We start from the raw sequence: 19,879 nt of genomic DNA on the forward strand, positions 1-19,879 counted from the left end.
ATAATTGTTGTTCTAAATCAAGAAATTTTTTCTCCAAGGTTATTAAAAATTAATAACCTAAAATGGCTATAAAATAGACTGAAAGTTAATTTAAACCAAAATTAATCACGAAAGGTCAACACGCCCTAATCACTTTTAGGTGTGAGTAATGTATTATTTTTCTCGATAAATCCACTCGTTTTTTTCACAAAGTTTACTTCTGGGAGTAAGTTATAAGTATTGTTCTTAATTGTAGAAAATACATAGCTTTTCCCACCACGAGAGAATAAGTTAATTAGATCCCAGTATTTTTTTTCAGGGTAAACAGTCATATCAATATTGAGAAAGTGATTATTATTGATATAAATACCTCTGACGTATTTATCGTCAATGAGCTCATTTGTGACATCAGACTGTATTCTGATCCCCCCTTTCGAACGTATAATACTGTTGTGCGTAAAATATATATTTCCCCAATTAAATGGTGTTGTCACGCTGCTTGGCTTATTTGGGTAGGCATTGAGTATAAATTTATCTGTATCTACAAACGTATTCGCAATTATTTTAACATCGGAATAATAGGTCAGCTCAATTGCAGTCCCTTTGGTATTTTTAAATGTATTATATTTTATTAGCCCCTTTGACACTGGCTTTACGGAAGCAAATTTTAAAGAGCCTTTTAAGCCTTCAAAAATATTATTTTCAACAGTAATATCATGCGTACCACCAAAGTTATTATTCCAAGGGTGAGTGGTGGTAACTTGCGTGATATTTTCAAAGTAATTATTGGTAATTTTGACTCTAAAAGAATTAATTGGCGCATCATAAGAAGATAAATGAGAAGAGGTCGCTCTGATTGCGGCATCCCCAAAGTTAAAAAACTGATTATCACGTACCGATATATCAGAAGAACCAGCAAAGAGTATGCCTTGCTCACCCCACACATAATTAACAGTGTCTTTTGTTAATCCTTCAAAAGTGAAGCCTTCAATAGTTATAAAGCGTGAGTTATAAAAAGCTAAAATATATTCACCGTCAAATTTTTCACACTTTCTTAGTACTACCCCTTTTTTCGCAGAAATGACGATATTACTAATATTTCTAAAAATGATGGCTGAGCAAATATCATAAATACCTGGTTGCTCTATCACTAACTCGCTATTTTCCGCAGTGTTTAAAATTAACTCTTTTAATGCTTGGGTGTCATCAATATTATCATCAGGTAACATTGAACTTGATGCTTGAGTACTGATAATACTTAAAGAGAAGATAAACAGGAAATATAAAATATTAGGCATAGGTTATTCCTTTTATATTGTTAATAAATAGAAGTTTATAACTATGATAAGGATTGCAATATGACTAATACCAAACTGCATAAATCTTTGATCAATTTAACGAATTAAATTGCAACATAACGTCGTTAAAATTTTTTATTTAGAACAACTAGATACAAAAATTTTTGCCTAGTTCTAGCGTAATTTTCTTAACATTAAATAGACCTCATATATAAGCAGATTGGTATAAATGAAAACGCACTGTAAGGATAATTACACTGAATTAGATCGCAGTTTTCATATTGTTAAATAGTTTTCATACTTATACTGATTTGTATAAGTTCACTTCTAAAGTATTAGTTGAGGGGAAGTGCAATTGCAATAATTACACTTTAATTACGAATAAAGCATTGATTTTTTTTGGAGGTATTTATTAACAAGGTTTTACTATTGCGGCTGTTTTAGCGAGTGCATTATTATCTAAAATAGTAATGAACTTGCCTTCTACTTTTATTAAGTCGGCTTTTTGAAAACGACTCAGTAAACGGCTTATAGTTTCAACGGTTAGACCTAAATAGTTACCAATCTCTCCGCGTGTCATGGTAAATCTAAATTCTTTACGCGAAAAACCACGCTCACCAAAACGTTCCGAAAGGTTATAAATAAAACTTGCTAAACGCTCTTCCGCTGATTTTTTATTGAGTAATAACAGCATTTCTTGATCGTAAGTAATTTCGCTACTCATTAAACGCATTATTTGTTGGCGAAGTTTTGGTAATTTGCCAGCAAGTTCATCAAGGGTATCGAACGGAATTTCGCATACCATTGACGTTTCTAGCGCTTGCGAAAAGCTTTGATGCGCCATTTTACTTATTGCGTCAAAACCCACCAAATCACCTGCTAAATGAAAACCAGTAATTTGCTCGTCGCCCTGCTCTGATAACGTGTACGATTTAAATGAGCCAGAACGTACCGCATATATAGCTTGCAGCGGTGCGCCTGATTCAAATAGATAGTCGCCTTTATGCAGTGGTTTTTTTCGCTCAATAATTTCGTCAAGCTTATCCATTTCTTGGCCATTAAGTGAAAATGGCAAACACAATTGACTAATACTGCAATTATTACAGCTAATAGCACAATTACCTTTAGCGCGACTTTGAGAAAAATCCATAATTTAATCCGTTTTTAATTTTTATTCACGACATTGTGTAGATTAATGTACCAACTTGTCAGTTGCAATAATCAATAAGTAGATACCATACCAAATTATAACACTGCCTAATACAATACGAGTCCATGGATGGTTAATAATAGTATTTAGCTTTTGCGCAGTAACACCTAAAGTAATCATTGCCGGAAAAGTACCTAAAGCAAAACAAAGCATTACTAAAGCACCATCCAATGCACTTGGGCTAGTCATCGCCCATGTAAGCGCTGAATATACTAAACCACAAGGCAGCCATCCCCACAAAGCACCATAGCCAAGGGCTTTAAAAGGAGAATTAATAGGCATTAAGTATTTGTTGAGCTTGACAATGTGTTGCCATACAAGGGTTTTACCTATTTTCTCTAACCATTGCAAAGTGGGCCCTAAGCGCATTATATACACGCCAACGAGGAGCATAAAAATAGCAGCAATGAATGAAAGGGCTAAAGAGAAAGACGTGTTTTGCCTTGCAAATTGGCTACTAATTCCTGCAACAAGTGCACCTGCAGCCATATAACTTAGTGCACGCCCAATATTATAAGCAAATGAATAGGTTAACGTTTTACGTTTATCACTCGCTAGTTGTAATGAGCTTGCTATACCGCCGCACATAGCAATGCAATGTCCGCTACCTATTAGCCCCATTAAGAATGCGCTGGTATAAAGAGGGTCAATCATTACTTTTGTTATGTTGCTCTTTGTCGTCTTCAAACAAAATACTATGACCCTGCTTGTTTAAGTCAGAAAACTGCTCGCTTTTTACAGCCCAAAAGAAAACACCAATAGCAATAATGACGAACAAAATGGCAATGGGGATCAAAATGTAAATTATGCTCATAACTTTAATAGCCTTAGTGAATTACTGATCACAATAATTGAGCTGGCAGACATGCCAATCACAGCCATCCATGGAGCAACTAAGCCCAATGCTGCAAGTGGTAATATGGACGCATTATACAATAAAGAAAGCGCAAGGTTTTGCTTAATAATGCGCCTAGTTTGTTTAGCAACATTAAGTAAGTGATCGATTGAGGCTAAATCGCTATTAAGGAGCACCACATCAGCGCTATTTTTAGATATATCTGCACCGGTTTCCATGGCAATTGATAAGTGTGCGCTGGCAAATACTGGGCTGTCGTTTACACCATCGCCGACCATAGCAACCACTTCTTTTTTTGAAGACCACTGTTCAACGGCTGTTTGTTTATCTTGTGGGGAGCATCCAGATTGCACGCTTTCGAGTTTAAGTTGTTTTGCTACTTTTTGGCCTGCATCGGAGGCGTCACCGGTTAACATATGACACGTTAAGTTTTGCGATTGAAGAGACTCTATAAGTTTTTTAGCATCATTTTTAACTTTATCAACAAAGTAAAAACGTGCAACAACTTGTTTATTTATATATAAGCTTGCTTGTGCATTTGATTTTTTGCTATCAAACCAACCACTTTTACCAATTGCGTAATGATGAGTTGCATCTTGTGCGCTAATGCCCAGCCCTGGGTGTACTTCAACGTTATCAAGGTTATGATGAGCAAGTGTGATTTCATCAAAAGCGCTAGCGATAGGGTGTTCAGAATAGCGCTCTAACCTAGCTGCAATATCGAGGATTTGTGTTTTTGTGTATTGTTTATCGATTATATCGACTTCATTAAGGCTAAATTTACCTTGTGTAAGAGTGCCTGTTTTATCAAATGCAAATAAAGTAATTTGTGAGAGTGTTTCGAGCACATGCGCTTGTTTTATTAACACGCCTTTGCGAGTAAGTGTTGCTACGGCGCAGGTAAGCGCGGTAGGTATGGCTAAACTCAACGCACATGGGCAGGTAGCAACCAAAACCGAAATAGTAATCCAAAATGCGTGTTCTGGATCAATTTGGTACCAACCAATAGCAGTAAGCGAAGCAAATATGAGTAAGCACGCAATAAACCACTGTGCTACTTTATCAGTAATTTCAACCAATTTAGGGCGTTTGGTTAATGCATTGTGTTGCAGGCGTATAATCTGATTTAAAAGCGTATTTTGACCAATTTTATTAATTTTTATTTCAATAACGCCGTCGTGGTTAACACAACCAGCATAAACATTGTGACCAATAAACTTAGTTACGGGTTGATGTTCACCGGTCATCATAGACTCATCAACCGTGGTTTTGCCTTTAATAAGTTCGCCATCGGCAGGAATTGTCTCACCCGCTTTAATAAGTACGATGTCATTAAGTTTTAGTTTTTTTGCTGCAATTATAAGCTCGTCACCACTTTCGTTAATAGTACGCGCTGTTAATGGCAGTAGTTTTTGTAAGTTGGCAGTAAACTCGCTCGCTTTTAAACGCGCTCTAAATTCAAGGTATTTTCCCAATAACAGCAAAAAGGTAAACATACATACAGATTCAAAATATACCTCACCCACTTCCATAAATGTAGCGTAACAACTTGCACCAAATGCGCCAAAAATAGCCAGCGAGACGGGTAAATCCATATTGAGCTGTTTTGCTTTTAAGCCATTTATGGCATTGGTTAAAAAGGGCAGTGCGCTATATAGAACAACGGGAGAGGCAAGTACTAAGCTGATCCACCTAAAATACTGTTCAAAATTACTGTCCATGCCTGAAAACATGCCAAAGTACATGGCAAATGCAAACATCATTACTTGCATGGTCATTAAGCCTGCTACACCTAAGCGGCGAATATAGGCTTTTGCCGTTTGTTGTTTTTGTTGGGCTTCAGTATCGGCTTGAAATGGATAGGCTTTATAACCAATTTTAGCTAAGGAGGTAATTACTTCACTCAATGGGGTGCTGGTTTTATCCCACTGAATCATAGCGCGGTTGGTTGAGGTATTTACATCAACACGTTTGACTGTGTTTAAATTTAAAAGTTGTTTTTCGATAAGCCACGCACAAGCGGCGCAGGTTATCCCTTCAACGCTCAACAATACCTCTGAGATATTATCGTTGGTGGCTATAAATTCGTCTTGAATATCTTCGTTGTCATAACTTTTTATAAATGCGAGTTGCTCAGGTACTAGCTGTTCTACTTTACCGGCACGTACGGTGCGGTATTTGTAGTAATCGGTCATACCTTGGTCAACAATATTTTGCGCAACAGCTTGGCAGCCAATGCAACACATTGGCTGGGCTTTGTCGTCAATTATAACGCTTGCACTAAATCCATTTGGCACACTCTCAAGGCAATGAAAACAAGAGTTAGACATAGTTATGACTACTTATAATTAGGAGTAACTAAAAGGGTCTGTTCAGTTGGTAACGCTATATTTTCTTTCATTTTCCAACTGCCATCAATTGGTTCAATAAATACTGAGTAAGCACCTGGTGTGTAATTATCAAGTAGTGCAGTAAATTCTTGATTCGCATTAGGGGTTAGAGTAGCTGTAAAATCATGCGCTTTAATTGTGCGATGATAAAACGAGAGTTTTAACACATGCACATTGCTGCTGTCGCCTTTTGTAAATTTAAAGCTTACACGTTCGTTAGTTACATTTAACTCGCCATGTAAATAAAGTGCCTTTGCTTTTTCAAACTTAGTCAGCTCTAAGTTGATTGCTTTACCTTTTTTATAGTAGTCGTCAACAACCATATCTGGACCGTTACCTATTGCTGTAATAAATAAGCTAATACAGCCAATAATGGCAACTAACGGAAAAAAGATTAAAAACCAAGGCCAAAAATTTTTATACCACGGAGTAGGTTGCATAGTGTCTCTAAAGTAAGTTTAGGAAGGGCTATTTTATAGGATTTATACGTAAAAGACTAAAAAAAAGCCTCACAGTGGAGGCTTTTTTGATCTGGATTAATCTATTGAATTAAATAAATTAATTTATAAACATTTTATTAACCGTGTACTTATTTATCTTGCGATAAACTGTAAACGTAGGCAGTTAATAAGTGAATTTTTTCTTCACCTAAAATGTCTTTCCAAGCAGGCATTACACCAGCACGACCGTGGTTAAGTGTTTCTTCAACTGCACGTTGAGAGCCACCATATAACCAAATGTTATCAGTCAGGTTAGGCGCGCCAAATGGAAGGTTATGTGCAACCGACCCGTTACCGTCAGCACCGTGACATGCAGCACACATCATTGCAAATTTTGCTGCACCTGCGGTTGCATCTTTTTGGTTAACAGTACGACCAGAAAGGCTCAGCACATGTGCTGTCATTTCTTTAACGCCTTGCTCACCAAGAGCTGGACCCCAAGCTGGCATTGCTGCAATACGACCAAGTAGCAATGTCTCTCTAATTTTATCTGGTGTTCCGCCATACAACCAATCTTTATCAGTTAGGTTAGGGAAGCCAGTACCACCACGTGCATCAGAGCCATGACATTGCGCACAGTTTTGTGAAAATAAACGCTGACCAATTTCAATGGCTAATTGACCATCTGTTTGCTCATGTTTGTTGCCATTTTCAAGAGCAACTTGTTGCGCAGCGTCACCTTCAAACTTAGAATTAACTAAATCTAAAACAGGTACCTGCGCCAGTCTATTAAAAATAGGACCGAAGCGTTCTTCTGCAGCTTCGTACTCTTTATCAAGTTTTACAAAGCGACCTTCTTCTTTCGCTTTAGCAATCGCTTCTTTAGATTCAGCTAAAGAAGTTATACCTTGGTTAGAGCTCGTCCATTTACCTAAACCTTCCCAGTTGCCTAAACCCGGGTAAGCCGCAAGATAGTATACAGACCAAATAAAGGTTGCGAAAAACATGTAAGTCCACCATTTAGGTAGTGGATTATTTAGCTCTTCAATGCCGTCAAATTCATGTCCACAGCTTTCACCTTCCTTTACGCCAGCGTAGTTTTTTAAGTTCCAAACTAACAGGCCAAAAATGATGCATAAGCATGCAAGGGTTAATACAATAACCCAAATACTCCAAAAGCTAGTCATTTTTCAGACTCCTTTTCCTCGTTAGAGAGTGTGTTGTCATGTTTTTTTTCATCTTCGAAAATGGCATTAGCGGCGCTGTCAAAACGAGTTTTGCTTCTCTTGCTATATGCCCATGCAACAATCACAATAAACAATACTAAAATTACCAGAGTCAAAATGCCTCTGTATGTTCCGTAATCCATAATTTTTACTTCAAGTGGGTGCCAAGTTGCTGTAAATACGCGATTAGAGCTTGCATCTCTGTTGCGCCTTCGCTGTTATTCATAGCGTTAACTTTTTCAACATCAGCTTTAAGTTCTTCGTCGCTGCCATAGCCTAAGCCCGGATGTTTTGGGTTTTCAGGGTTAATAGCAAAAGTATCACGGAAAATTTGTAGTTTTTTCAGAGTAAGGCTGGTATCAACCGTATTCTCTGCTAACCAAGGAAAGCCTGGCATGTTTGACTCAGGAACCACTGCACGTGGATCTACTAAGTGCGCATAGTGCCAATCGTCCGAGTAGCGCTTACCAACACGAGCCAAGTCAGGACCAGTACGCTTAGAACCCCATAAAAACGGATGGTCCCAAACAGATTCACCGGCTACAGAGTAGTGACCATAACGCTCAACTTCATCACGAAAAGGACGAATCATTTGTGAGTGACAGTTAGAACAACCTTCACGCACGTATATATCTCGGCCTTCCATTTCTAAAGCGTTAAGAGGGCGAAGGCCTTCTACTGGCTTAGTTGTATCGTCTTGGAACATTAGCGGAGTAATTTCAACTAAGGCGCCAAAGCTAATAGCAAAAACAGTCAGGATAGCCATAAGGCCAACGTTCTTTTCTACTATTTCATGTTTGTTTTGTGAATTTTTCTTGCTCATCATCTCACTCCGTTATGCTAATTGTGCTTGCGCGTCTAGTTTCAGAGATTCTTTCTCAGCTGAAATAGTACGGTAAACGTTATAAGCCATAACTAACATACCTGCTACGATGAATACACCGCCTACAAAGCGCATGATATAGAAAGGATGCGACGCTTCTAAAGACTGCACAAAGCTGTACATCAATGTACCGTCAGCATTTACTGCACGCCACATTAGACCTTGCATTACACCTGAAATCCACATTGCAACGATGTATAAAACAACACCTACAGTGTGTAACCAGAAGTGGGTATTAACCAATTTAACGCTATACATACGACCTTGCGCGAATAATGCAGGGATCAAGTGATAAATAGCACCAATTGAAATCATAGCAACCCAACCTAGCGCACCTGAGTGTACGTGGCCGATTGTCCAATCTGTGTAGTGAGATAACGCATTTACAGATTTAATTGCCATCATAGGACCTTCAAACGTAGACATACCGTAGAAAGACAATGAAACAACTAAGAAACGCAGTACTGGGTCGGTACGTAGTTTATGCCACGCGCCTGATAGCGTCATAATACCGTTAATCATACCACCCCAAGACGGTACGAATAAAATAATAGACATAACCATACCTAAACTTTGCGTCCAATCAGGAAGCGCTGTGTAATGAAGGTGATGAGGGCCAGCCCAGATATATAATGAAATTAAAGCCCAAAAGTGAACTACCGATAAACGGTATGAATACACCGGACGACCTGCTTGTTTTGGTACAAAGTAATACATCATACCCAAGAAACCAGCAGTTAGTAGGAAGCCTACAGCGTTATGACCGTACCACCACTGAACCATCGCATCTACCGCACCTGCATAGATTGAGTATGATTTAGTTAACGACACAGGCACTGCCATACTATTTACAATATGAAGAACTGCAACAGTAATAATAAAGCCAGCGTAGAACCAGTTAGCAACATAAATATGCGACACTTTACGCTTAATCAAAGTACCAAAAAATACAACTGCGTAAACAATCCAAACCACAGCGATTAAAATATCGATTGGCCATTCAAGTTCTGCATATTCTTTTGAGCTAGTAATACCTAAAGGAAGCGTTATTACTGCTAATACAATAACTAGCTGCCAGCCCCAGAAAGAAAAGGCGGCAAGTTTGTCTGAGAAAAGACGCGTTTGACAAGTACGTTGTACGACATAATAAGACGTCGCAAAAAGTGCACTAGTACCAAATGCGAAAATTACTGCGTTCGTGTGTAACGGACGTAGTCGAGAGTAAGTTAACCATGGTGTATCAAAGTTAAGTGCTGGCCAAGCTAATTGGGCAGCAATCAGAACCCCAATACTCATGCCAACGATGCCCCAAATCACTGTCATAATAGCGAATTGGCGTACAACCTTATAGTTATACTCAGTTTGTGATGCTACTGTTTGGCTCATTTTCTGGCTTCCGCTGCAATAAATGCGTTTAGAAATGAATTACCCACCTTTAAAAGTGGGGCCTACTATTTTCCCCAAGCGTGTTATCTAAAACTTTCAATACATGAAAGCTTCAGAAAAAAAACTTGAGAAACCCTTATTTTTTGCGGGTGAAATGATAAATTTTTTGGCCTAAAAAAGATAGGTCAATTACATAAAATTATGACATCAATCAAACTTTGTGAGCTTGTTGTTTATTTTTTGATACAGTTTGTGCCTAATTTGGCCTAATAGTAACACTCGCACTTGTTATTTATAGTCACGATTATTAGTATTTGCTTTTCTTTAGTGCGAAATTGTTATGCTTACATACAGGTTAAGTTTATTTACGGCGGTGTTTTTTTTATTAACAGCGTGTGATTTTTCTAAAAACACAGATAAAGAATTTCTTAAAAATGGCATGTGCGAAGCTAATTTGCCGTGTACTTTTTCAAACGGTGTTAAAGTGTGGTTAAGCGAACAAACGCTCTCACCCGAAACCCCATTTACTATTTTTAGTGATTTACCTGCAAACGTTACAATTGAAGATGCCAAGCTTAAAGGCATCACTATGTATATGGGCTACATTCCTCAGCAGTTTAAAAAACATAATGATCTTTGGCAAAGTAATACTATGGTTGGCATTTGTTCCGAGCAAAATATGCTTTGGAATTTAGAGCTAACTGTTAAAGATAATACAACCTCTGTAATACAAACTCTCAATTATTCTTTTTACGTAACTTATTAGGGTCTGTTGATCTTTCAAGGTTAAATTTGCAGCAGTCTGTTTGGTATTTAGGCAAGGCAGAGCCTATGCAGTGTGGTTATTCCCCATAAATAGGCGATAACGTAGCATTAATGCCAAACAGGCGCTGCCCAAAAGGTTCTTCCTAGGGGCTATTTACTCTTTGTTGCTCGGTTTTTACTTAGTCGACTAGGTTACAAATCTCGCGCCGCAATTAAATAGCCCCTAATTTGAACAAATTTTAATCCGCAAAGATCAACAGACCCTAAAGTTGCGGCTGCAAACTCTTGCATACAGCTTACATTTTTGATGTGAGTTCGTTTTCTTATACATACGATTATTTGAGTGACAAGATCAATAAAATTGCCTTTTTAGGTTTTGATACTGATAAAGTTTCAATGGTGAATGAGTGCTCTCAAAAAGTTCAACTTTAATTCCGACTGAATAAAAAATCTAATCAAAAAACGTCTTAAAGTAGCTAAATCAGACTATTTAATCGCTAAGCATGCATAAATATGGTTAGTAATTAACATTTAGTTTTGCGGTTTTAATAATGCACTGTGATTAACTTGTTAATTTGTCTGTTTTTGGTACATGGCTCAGTTAATTACATTTGATTACAAAGTGAATCACTTTGATTTCAGGTGTGTTTATTAAGTGTTTATTTGTACTCAAAGTTTTGATATTACTATGTATTTACTTGTTAACAATGAAACAAGTTGTAACGTATGTTCCTAATGAAGTTATTCTATTTTGTTGTGATATATAAAATAAACAGACGTTAAGTTTTCGTTCAGTTAGAAGCGCCTAAGTTGCCCGCCTGACTCACTATTCTAATAAAAAGTGAGCATTACCAATAAAGGTAAATTTCCAACAAGTAGGGTTCTTTCATGAAAAAATCAACTCTTGGTTTAGCTGTAATTGCAGCGATCCCAATGTTCTCAAGTGTGCAAGTTTTAGCGGCAGACGAAGCTGCAAAATCAATCGAAAAAATTCAAGTGACGGGTTCTCGTATTAATCGCACTGATATGGAAACGTCAAGCCCTATTACCGTCATTGGCGATGATTTTATTACCAAAAGTGGTTATACATCAGTTGCTGATGTACTTTCAAATCAACCTTCAGTTGCAGGTACAAGCTTAGGTGGTACTAGTAATAATGGTTCAGGCGGTTCTGCAACAGTAAACTTACGTGGAATGAGCTCTCAACGTACCTTGGTTCTATTGAATGGCCGCAGAATGGTGTCATCTGGTACTGGCGCTGATTCTTCTGTCGATTTAAATACTATTCCAGTCGCAATGATTAAGTCTATTGAAATATTAAAAGATGGTGCGTCTGCAGTATATGGTTCTGATGCCATAGCTGGTGTTGTAAATATAATCACTAAGAAAGATTTTGAAGGCACGGAACTTAATATTGACGGAAGTAGAACAACAAAGAATGACGGGAATAATTACGGTTTTAGTATACTCCACGGTATGCAGGTAGCGGATGGTAATTTTGTCGTTGGCGCTCAGTACTCTGGTCGCGGAGAAATAATTCAATCTGATCGACGCTTTGTGGATGCAGGGCAATCATCTTGGATACCACAAGGTACATTAGGCGGTAGAACCTCCGTTGGTAATGGTGATTTTAAAGATAGAACAACGTCTTATGATTTCACTACATCTAGCTATGCACAAACACCCAATGATTTGTATAGTATTTTTACAAGCTATGATACTGAACTTGATTCAGATACAACTTTAAATATCGATTTAATGTATACGCGCCGTGAATCATCACAGCAATTAGCACCGCAACCGATAACGATCGATTTAAAAACCGATAGACTAAATGCTAAATATACCAATTCATTTTCTGAAAATGGTACGCTAGCTGATACATTAGAATATAAAAGAAGGATGGCTGATGCTGGTCCTCGTCTCTATGAACAAGAAACTGATACTTACAGAGCTTCAGTCTCTTTACAGGGACTTTTAGATAATGATGCTAGCTGGGATATAAGTGCAACTTATGGACGAAATGACTCTAAGGATAGCGTAAAAAATTCAATTAACGCCGTCAGAGTAGAAGAAAGTATTTATGCTAATCAGGATATTTGGTTTAGTGGCGAGCCTCTAGAACGCGACTTCTTAACAGCTAACAATTCAATATTTATGGAGAATAATGAGGGCGGCAATGAGCAGTTCGTTCTTTCTGCTGGATACAGCAATGTAACAGAAAGTGATATTGGTTATGCTATAGGTATTGAAAACCGTTTTGAAAGTGGTTTTTATACCCCTGATTTAATTACTCAATTAGGCGAAAGTTCTTCAGCACAGCAGGATTCTACAGATGGCGACTATTCTGTACAGTCAGTCTATTTTGAGACATCAATACCAGTTTTGGAGTCTGTATCATTAGAAGGCGCGGCTCGTTACGATAATTATTCTACCTTTGGTGGCGAAATAACCTGGAAACTAGGTGCAACTTGGAATGTCACTGATGAATTTATGGTGCGCTCTGTATTAGCTACTGGCTTTAGAGCACCAAATGTTGCTGAATTGTTTGGCGGAAATTCAGGTTCTTATGATTACTTATCAGATCCATGGGGAAACGCTACAGATGCTCAAATACTTGTAAACCGTGCAAGTGATGATGACCTACAAGCTGAAGAGAGCCGTTCATTCACTTTTGGTATGGTTTGGGAAGTTACTGATGGCTTATCAAGTACTTTAGATTACTGGAAGTTTGATATTACTAATGCAATTACCCGTTTGGACGTTCAGAATGAATTGAATTCTTGTTTTGCAGGCGATACAGATTCATGTTCATCAATTAGAGTGAGCCAAGCTGGTGATTTATCTGACTTAACCTCTCTACTAACTAATGTTGGCTCTCAAAAAACATCTGGGGTTGATTGGAATATTAGTTACACTGGTGATAGGTACAGGATAAATCTTGATACAACTTATCTAATTAAGTTTGAAGAAGATGACATTAATTATACAGGCACTATCGATGGCAACTTTGGTGGCTATTCTAAAATAAAGTCAAACCTTTCAGTTAATTACGATCTTACTGATTCATTAAATATCCTCTATAACGCACGATTCATTCGTGGAATGGATGGTGAATACTACGGCGAAAATTTTAGTACTGACAACATTATTTACCACGATATTTCAATGAGCTATAACTTGAATGATGCATTGAGATTTACTGGTGGTATGAACAACATTTTCGATAAAGAGCCTGAGAAAGTATTAGGCGGTAACGATATGGGTACAGTTCCTGAGGTTTACGATGTAATTGGTTCACGTATTTTTGCAAGTGTAAACTACAAGTTTTAACTAGCACATTAATCGTATTAAGGCTCAGTATTTACTGGGCCTTTTTTATTGAACAAAACAAAGGAGACAAGTACACTAAAACGATATTTTAGAAGGAGAACTGATTGTTAAAACAAGATGAAAACTTATCTTTTGTCATTGAGCCAGAACTAACTCCTCGTTCTGAGCAGCGCATAGATCTGTATTTTTCTATCCCTAATGAAATGGGGATTAATCCGCAAACGCTTACCGAAGAATCTTACTTTAATAACCACTTCAAATCCCATTTAGCGTATAACGCGAATAATATACACCTGCCTTTAGTGCGAAGCCGCTTTGTGAGTAAAAATAAAGGTGAGCAACAAGATTATCGTCAAAATCTTAACTTATTTTGTTATCAAGTGCGTTTAGCCCTTGATGCCGATATAAAAGACGCGTTAAAAATTGATGAAGCCGAAGATTTTTATAAACGTGCTAACGAAGTATATGAACAAAGTGAAGGGCTTTTAAAAAAGCTGCGCCGTTATACGCCAGATGACGAAAAGCTACTGCCATTTTTTACCAATGCTGATAACTATTTAAGTTGGCATGTTGAGCAATCTTTTTTAAAGCTTTTAGATGAAGGCCCCCGTAGTAGCGATTATGCAAAAGAACGTAACGATTTAATGCAGTTTTGTAAAAACGAAAATGCGTACCGGGCTGACAAAAACTATAATTCTGAAACCACAATGCAAGACGCTAATCGAATAACAAATAAAATGCGCTTGCTACAACGCTTAATTGAGCATGGCGTTATATTACAGCGTCAAACGCGGTTTCTTAATAGCTACCTTAAGCGATTAGTTAAGGGCACGGTAACAGCCGTTATAATGGCATTTGTGATGGTTGTGATACTTAATGCTCGCTCAACGTTTACTGAAGTCACCGCGACGCTTATTTTAATTTTGGGGGTTATTTACGGTCTGCGTGAGATATTTAAAGAAGATATTACGCGTATGATTTGGCGAGCTATTGTACAAGGGCGACCCAAGTGGCGATTTAGTTTTAAAAATAGTATTACCAAAGACAAAATAGCGAGTCAGCTAATTTGGCTTGAATACACACGCTTTAAAAAAATCCCTAAAGAAGTAAAATCTATATTTTCAAAACGTCGACAGCAAAATAAACAAGCTGCGCAGTGGTTACATTTTGCGAGTGAAACGCGTGTAAGTGCAAAAGAATTTTTACCTGGTTACGATACCTTGCAACAAACTCTGCAATTTAGTCTTGCGCCATTTGCGCGTTATTTAAAACGTGGTGAAGGGAAGTTATATCATTTAGACAGTAATAAAATATCTAAACAGGCGGTTGAACGGCGCTACCAACTTAACATGGTGCTTGTGCTGACTGAGGAAGATAGAACACTTTACCAACGCTATAAAATAACGTTAAATCGCAGTAAAATCGTCAATATTGAGCTTATTTACTCGAAAAAGTAAGCTTATGAATAAAAAAGGGACTGATAAAATCAGTCCTTTTTTTAAATTTATTTATTAGCTAAACCATGCTTGCTGTATAACGTTACTTTGTCTGACACTAGCGTGATCTCGATATTTTTCGCTTCATCGCCCCACACACAATTAGTATGCAGTGTTTTTTCAACACAGTTATCAGCACTGCCTAAAATGGTTTCCACTTCAGTCTTATCCATACCTACTTTAATTTTTTCGTAGCTTTCAAGGCTTACTTTAGAACAAGCCGCAAGGCTTAATGTAGCTGCGATGATAAGGAGTTTTTTCATTGTTATATCCTATTTAGTATTAATGTTTGAATTTTCTGATTTGGACGATCATGCCCATTCGTGGGTGGTCAAAGTAATGTACTTCACCACTTATTACACGTCTAAACTGAGAAAAGCGGGCTGACTCTATATCGCCATTTTCTAGCTTTTGGCTAATATCAAAATTAGCTGTAATGTATAAATAATGTCGTAAGTGTATTTTAAATAAACCGTCTAGTTCCCATTCTACTTTTGATTGGTCTGGGTAGTTAAATAGTTCAGGTTGTGAATTTAATAAACTTACAAAATCAGGATTTGAATAGCTAGGGATTACGTTGGAATCAATTTTAAGATGTTTACCTGCTATTAAATGCATACTTGGTGCACGCGATTTACTTGCGCCTTCAAAGCGCCAACCAGTATGTAGAATAGGTGTTAATCCTTTGCGATCTAGCTGTTGGTACTGCGCTTTAAATTGCAGTTGTTCTGGCGCTAATAAATAAGTTTGCTGCATATCATCTTTAGCGGGAGCTAGAGGTGTGACAGGTAGCTCATCGTAGCTTTGTAAGTAGTTTGTACTGTCACTGCATACACCCGATTGCGGGTTTGAATTAACTAAGGAATCGGTAAAAGAGCGTTTTTGAAAACGCTCATCGCCATCTATACAGGCTTGCATTGCTTGCTCTGTGTAAAGTGGCGTCATTAAATCTAGAGAGTTTTTATCCTCAATAGCTTTGTGCTTAAGGGTAAAGTCTTCTTGTAAATACGGAGCAGGGCGCTGTTTAAATACCAGCACCTCAACCTCAAACCAACGCTCTGCAAATGCAGTGCTACTAAATAAGCAGCATAAAATAACAAGCGATTTTTTTAGCAACATTAATGGCTAACCTTTTTTTCGAAATCTGCAATCATTGCAGTGACCATTTTTAAGCGTTCGCGGGCATTAGCCTCACTAATTGCAAAGCGCAGTTTATTTGCGCCATCCATTTTGTACACCTTAGGCGCACTTTGTATCAAACCTATAATGAAGCTAGGGTTAACCTTAGTATCTTGGCTAAACTCAAAGTAACCGCCTTTTGGATTAGCCTCAATTTTTGTTATACCTAAGTTACTGGCCTGCATTTTAAGCTGTTGTAAACTAAACAAGTTTTTAGCGGCATCTGGCAGTAAACCAAAACGGTCTATCAACTCAACTTGCAGTTCATCCATGTCATCAAGGTTAGCACAACTTGCAACGCGCTTGTACATACCTAAGCGTGCATTTACATCGTGTATGTAATCATCAGGTAATAGTGCAGCTAGTTTTAAATCCACTTCGGTTTGTTTTTGAAGTAGGTTTTCAAGTGTTGGCTCTTTACCTTCACGTAGCGCATTTACAGCTTGCTCGAGCATTTCCATGTACAAACTAAAACCGATAGTTTGCATTTGACCTGATTGATCGTCGCCAAGTAACTCACCCGCACCACGAATTTCTAAATCGTGTGTAGCAAGGGCAAAACCCGCGCCTAAATCTTCCAATGATTCGATTGCTTGTAAGCGTTTACTCGCATCTTTAGAGAGTGCTTTAGGGTCACCTGTGAGTAAATAGGCATACGCTTGATGATGGCTTCGGCCAACTCGTCCACGTAATTGGTGTAACTGTGCAAGGCCGAGTTTATCTGCTCTATCCATAATAATGGTATTGGCTGTAGGTACATCGATACCGGTTTCGATAATCGTGGTACATACCAACACGTTGTATTTTTGATGATAGAAGTCAGTCATTATTTGCTCAAGCTCTTGCTCGCGCATTTGACCGTGAGCTGAGGTTACGCTTGCTTCAGGCACCCATTCACTGATCTCTTGTGCAACACGCTCAATAGTTTCTACATTGTTATGCAAAAAGTAAACTTGGCCACCGCGTTTAATTTCACGCAGTACCGCTTCGCGTATTAGTTCTACATCGCGTTGGCGTACAAAGGTTTTAACCGCTAAACGTTTAGCTGGCGGGGTCGCGATAATTGATAAATCACGCATGCCACTCATAGCCATATTAAGTGTACGCGGTATTGGCGTTGCAGTGAGTGTAAGTATGTCTACATCGGCACGTAGTGCTTTAATCTTTTCTTTTTGGCGTACACCAAAGCGATGTTCTTCATCAACAATGAGTAAACCTAAGTCGTTAAACTTAATGTCTTGCTGAATAAGTTTGTGCGTGCCGATAACTATATCGAGCTTACCGTTGGCCATTTTCTCAAGCGTGTCTTTTTGCTCTTTAGTGGAGTTAAAGCGCGAAAGTACACCTACTTCAATAGGAAAATCAGCAAAACGGTCTTTAAAGTTTTCAAAGTGTTGTTGAGCCAGTAAAGTGGTAGGCACTAAAATTGCCACTTGTTTATCATCGTTAACCGCTACAAAAGCAGCGCGCATGGCTACTTCTGTTTTACCAAAGCCTACGTCACCACACACTAATCGGTCCATGGCTTGCTTTGATTGCATATCACCTAATACGGCTTCTATGGCGTTGCGCTGATCGTCAGTTTCCTCAAATGGGAAGCTATCGCTAAATTGGCGATATGCAGGGGCATCTAGGGTAAATTTATTACCTGGTTTTGCTTGGCGTTGTGCATAAATATCCAGTAATTCGGCGGCAACATCGCGGACTTTTTCAGCCGCTCGCTTTTTAGCTTTTTCCCATGCATCTGAGCCAAGCTTATGCAGCGGGGCGCTGGCTTCTTCACCACCCGAGTAGCGGCTAAGCATATGTAGCGCCGATACTGGTACGTACAATTTAGCTTCACTTGCATATGTGATGGTAACAAACTCAGTAATTACACCTGCAGCATCAATTGTTTGCAAACCCTGATAGCGACCAACACCATGATCGAGATGCACAACAGGCTGACCTTCCTTAAGCTCGGCTAAGTTACGAATGAGCGCATCTTGACTGGCTTCATACTTGTGCTTGCGGCGTCTGCGCTGAGATACTTTAATGCCTAGCAGTTCTTGCTCGGTAATAATAGAAAGGCTGGGTTTAGTGCCCAGTACTACACTTTGCTCGAGCGGACTTACTATTAAACCTACGTCACTCGCGCTTTTTGTAAATTGCTCAAGTGTTTCAAATTCTTTAAATTTTAAACCGCTTGGTTTTAAAATGCTCAGTAATGATTCGCGACGACCATCGGATTCAACACTGAGTAATATGCGGCCTTTTTTCTTTTTTTGCTCAGCTACATAATTTATAAACGCGCCATAAGGTTCATGCTGTTTATGATCAATTCGAATAGCAGGCAGCTCGCTAACGCTTAAGTTTTTATTGCCCGCTTTAGTACCAAGCTTTGCAAGAGATAAACGAATACGTGCAAAGTTACCTAAATTAGAAAACAGCTCTTCAATAGGCTGATAAAGCGCATTGGGTTCAAGTAATGGACGAAGTGGGTCAACTCTGCGATTTTCGTAGCGTACATTTATATCATGCCAAAAGTTATCTGCCGCATGCTCTAAATCACCCAGCTGCATAACGGTTGTTGTATCTGGCAAGTAGTCAAAAATAGTGGCTAGCTTTTCAAAAAACAGCGGCATGTAGTATTCAATACCTGCTGGCCAGTTACCTTTGCTTACTTGCATATATACTGAGTCTTGCTGCGAGCTTGCACCAAACTTTTCACGGTAGCTTATTCTAAAACGTTCAATATCGGCGTCGTTAGTAGGAAATTCATGCGCTGGAAGTAGCTCAATTTTATCTACTTTTTCATCAGAACGCTGCGTTTCTACATCAAATAAGCGAATTGTGTCGAGTTCGTCATCAAAAAAATCGAGTCTAAATGGATGCGGGCTGCCCATTGGATATAAGTCAACGATAGAGCCGCGTATAGCGTATTCGCCGTGCTCCATTACTTGTTGAACATTTAAATAACCAGCTTGCTCTAGGTTGTCACGAAAGTTATGTGTGTCTAGCTTGTCGCCCACTTTAAAGTTTATTGTTGAACCGTAAATAAACGAGGCCGGGGCTGTGCGCAACATTAAAGTAGATACAGGCACAATTAACACACTTTGTTGTTCTTTTTTTAAGGTGTTTAATGTCGCTAATCGGGCTGAAATAATATCTTGATGGGGAGAAAAGTGATCGTATGGCAGAGTTTCCCAATCAGGAAATACCATTACTGGGTTATCGGGTAATAAATATTCTAATTCTGTTTCAAGGCGCAGTGCGCTTGGTGTATCAGGCGTAACAATCAAGACTAAGTTGTCTTGTTGTTTAACACCTTCAGCAATGGCAATACTTAAACCACTTCCGCTTAGCTGGCCCCATTGAATTTTATCTTTTTGAGATTTTACCCAAGGCAAGGCTGCCCATTGCTCAAACGCCATTTATTACTCCATTTATAGTTGGCTC

General features: G+C 38.5%; 16 protein-coding genes. 3 read left to right on the forward strand and 13 right to left on the reverse strand.

Annotated elements, in window-relative coordinates:
- Positions 1 to 125: 125 nt before the first annotated feature.
- The 10 genes from PX700_RS06685 to ccoN form a co-directional block, all read right to left on the reverse strand.
- Positions 126 to 1,277, reverse strand: coding sequence for a right-handed parallel beta-helix repeat-containing protein (locus tag PX700_RS06685; protein WP_415637587.1), 1,152 nt, complete (start codon positions 1,275 to 1,277; stop codon positions 126 to 128).
- 412 nt (positions 1,278 to 1,689) lie between these two features.
- Positions 1,690 to 2,427: an FNR family transcription factor gene (locus tag PX700_RS06690; RefSeq protein ID WP_415637586.1), complete on the reverse strand. Its 738-nt coding sequence runs from the start codon at positions 2,425 to 2,427 to the stop codon at positions 1,690 to 1,692.
- Positions 2,428 to 2,469: 42 nt separating this feature from the next.
- Positions 2,470 to 3,141: a sulfite exporter TauE/SafE family protein gene (locus tag PX700_RS06695; RefSeq protein WP_479520270.1), complete on the reverse strand. Its 672-nt coding sequence runs from the start codon at positions 3,139 to 3,141 to the stop codon at positions 2,470 to 2,472.
- Positions 3,134 to 3,301 carry a cbb3-type cytochrome oxidase assembly protein CcoS gene (ccoS, locus tag PX700_RS06700; RefSeq protein ID WP_002963071.1) on the reverse strand — a complete coding sequence of 56 codons (168 nt, stop codon included), beginning with the start codon at positions 3,299 to 3,301 and terminating at the stop codon, positions 3,134 to 3,136. The genes PX700_RS06695 and ccoS overlap by 8 nt, the downstream gene beginning before the upstream one ends.
- The gene (locus PX700_RS06705) at positions 3,298 to 5,673 is read right to left on the reverse strand and encodes a heavy metal translocating P-type ATPase (RefSeq protein ID WP_479520271.1); all 2,376 of its coding nucleotides are present in this window, start codon (positions 5,671 to 5,673) and stop codon (positions 3,298 to 3,300) included. The genes ccoS and PX700_RS06705 overlap by 4 nt, the downstream gene beginning before the upstream one ends.
- A gap of 8 nt (positions 5,674 to 5,681) precedes the next feature.
- Entirely contained in the window at positions 5,682 to 6,173 is a 492-nt protein-coding gene (locus PX700_RS06710) for a FixH family protein (protein WP_479520272.1), read from the reverse strand.
- A gap of 149 nt (positions 6,174 to 6,322) precedes the next feature.
- Entirely contained in the window at positions 6,323 to 7,360 is a 1,038-nt protein-coding gene (ccoP, locus tag PX700_RS06715) for a cytochrome-c oxidase, cbb3-type subunit III (protein WP_415637584.1), read from the reverse strand.
- Positions 7,357 to 7,542, reverse strand: a complete 186-nt coding sequence (locus PX700_RS06720) for a cbb3-type cytochrome oxidase subunit 3 (RefSeq protein WP_010554061.1) — start codon at positions 7,540 to 7,542, stop codon at positions 7,357 to 7,359. The genes ccoP and PX700_RS06720 overlap by 4 nt, the downstream gene beginning before the upstream one ends.
- A gap of 5 nt (positions 7,543 to 7,547) precedes the next feature.
- Positions 7,548 to 8,222, reverse strand: coding sequence for a cytochrome-c oxidase, cbb3-type subunit II (gene ccoO, locus PX700_RS06725; protein ID WP_415637754.1), 675 nt, complete (start codon positions 8,220 to 8,222; stop codon positions 7,548 to 7,550).
- Between the two features lie 12 nt (positions 8,223 to 8,234).
- Positions 8,235 to 9,668 (reverse strand): cytochrome-c oxidase, cbb3-type subunit I, encoded by a 1,434-nt coding sequence (ccoN, locus tag PX700_RS06730; RefSeq protein WP_479520273.1) that lies wholly within the window; start codon positions 9,666 to 9,668, stop codon positions 8,235 to 8,237.
- 340 nt (positions 9,669 to 10,008) lie between these two features.
- Here ccoN and PX700_RS06735 point away from each other — a divergent pair, with 340 nt between their 5' ends.
- From PX700_RS06735 to PX700_RS06745, 3 genes are all read left to right on the forward strand, one after another.
- Positions 10,009 to 10,434 carry a hypothetical protein gene (locus tag PX700_RS06735; protein ID WP_479520274.1) on the forward strand — a complete coding sequence of 142 codons (426 nt, stop codon included), beginning with the start codon at positions 10,009 to 10,011 and terminating at the stop codon, positions 10,432 to 10,434.
- 887 nt (positions 10,435 to 11,321) lie between these two features.
- Positions 11,322 to 13,766 (forward strand): TonB-dependent receptor, encoded by a 2,445-nt coding sequence (locus PX700_RS06740; RefSeq protein WP_479520275.1) that lies wholly within the window; start codon positions 11,322 to 11,324, stop codon positions 13,764 to 13,766.
- A 104-nt stretch (positions 13,767 to 13,870) separates the two neighbouring features.
- Positions 13,871 to 15,223 (forward strand): hypothetical protein, encoded by a 1,353-nt coding sequence (locus PX700_RS06745; RefSeq protein WP_024599138.1) that lies wholly within the window; start codon positions 13,871 to 13,873, stop codon positions 15,221 to 15,223.
- A gap of 47 nt (positions 15,224 to 15,270) precedes the next feature.
- Here the strand turns inward: PX700_RS06745 and PX700_RS06750 are convergent, their stop codons facing one another.
- The 3 genes from PX700_RS06750 to mfd are packed head-to-tail and all read right to left on the reverse strand — an operon-like array spanning position 15,271 to position 19,854.
- A complete protein-coding gene (locus PX700_RS06750; RefSeq protein ID WP_010554066.1) occupies positions 15,271 to 15,525 on the reverse strand; it encodes a hypothetical protein in 255 nt (84 codons plus the stop codon).
- Positions 15,526 to 15,544: 19 nt separating this feature from the next.
- Positions 15,545 to 16,381 (reverse strand): peptidoglycan binding protein CsiV, encoded by an 837-nt coding sequence (locus tag PX700_RS06755; RefSeq protein WP_415637580.1) that lies wholly within the window; start codon positions 16,379 to 16,381, stop codon positions 15,545 to 15,547.
- The gene (mfd, locus tag PX700_RS06760; RefSeq protein WP_479520276.1) at positions 16,381 to 19,854 is read right to left on the reverse strand and encodes a transcription-repair coupling factor; all 3,474 of its coding nucleotides are present in this window, start codon (positions 19,852 to 19,854) and stop codon (positions 16,381 to 16,383) included. Before mfd ends, PX700_RS06755 begins: the two co-directional genes overlap by 1 nt.
- Positions 19,855 to 19,879: the final 25 nt, after the last annotated feature.

The organism is Pseudoalteromonas sp. TP27 (assembly GCF_056470645.1).